This is a genomic window from Vibrio sp. YT-19(2023), assembly GCF_033337395.1.
This window is the reverse complement of sequence record NZ_JAWOQN010000201.1, coordinates 1-967: the sequence shown is the minus strand read 5'-3', so window position 1 is coordinate 967 and position 967 is coordinate 1. Positions and strand designations below refer to the sequence as shown.

Genomic DNA, 967 nt, shown 5'->3' with positions numbered 1-967 from the left:
GCTCGGCTTTAACCTACAAGACATTCGCTTTACCGGACCAAATAAAGCCGAGTAAGCACATCTCTTTTACGCTGTAAGTTTTGGGTTAGACAATACGTTTATAAAATCTGTTGTGTAACCCTTTACATTCACGGCAATGATATTTACCTCATCATTAACCTACAAGATACTGATTAGTTTATAAGCTAATTCACAGTCTTAGTGAGTAATTTCATTATTTTTAAATCTCTTAATAACGGAGAAAAATAATGAAAAACATCATCTTAGTATCTTTAGTCACACTCCTATCCTTCCCTACTCTTGCTGAAACTTGCGGTCAACACCTTGATAAAGGCATACCTTCAAGCAACAGCGATCAGTTCCTTTGCAGAGATGGCTATGCGGTTGGGTACAACTACAACACCAAAAATGCAGACTGGGTTGCTTACCACATTACCGCGGAAAGCGTGAACATCACCAACAAACGCAGTAACGCCTTCCAAGAAGACACTGAAATGCCGGATTACGCGCGCTCTACCCTAGCGGACTACAAAGGCTCAGGATACGACAGAGGGCACCTTGCGCCGTCAGCGACAATGGATTTCACCCAAGAGTCAATGAAGCAAAGCTTTTTGATGAGCAACATGTCACCTCAACTGCCGGGGTTTAACCGAGTTGGTTGGCGCGTTCTAGAGGAACATGTTCGTGATCTCGCCAATGAGTACAATGAACTTTATGTGGTGACCGGACCGATTTACCAAGGTAACGAAGGAACAATCGGTAATGGTGTGGCGATCCCGAGCGCATTTTACAAAGTCATTCTTGATCCAAGCTTTGATGAAGCCATTGCGTTCATTGTCCCGCATCGTGATGTTTCAAGCTCTGAGTTAGCCAACTTTATTACCACCATTGACGAAGTTGAACGTCAAACTGGATTAGACTTTTTTGCTCAAACGCCAGATAGCATCGAAGACAACATGGAATCAGT

Annotated in this window: 1 protein-coding gene; it reads left to right on the top strand. The window is 43.1% G+C overall.

The features are described from left to right. Positions 1 to 248: 248 nt before the first annotated feature. A partial coding sequence (locus R7E78_RS24865; protein WP_318058441.1) for a DNA/RNA non-specific endonuclease occupies positions 249 to 967 on the top strand: 719 nt, incomplete at its 3' end.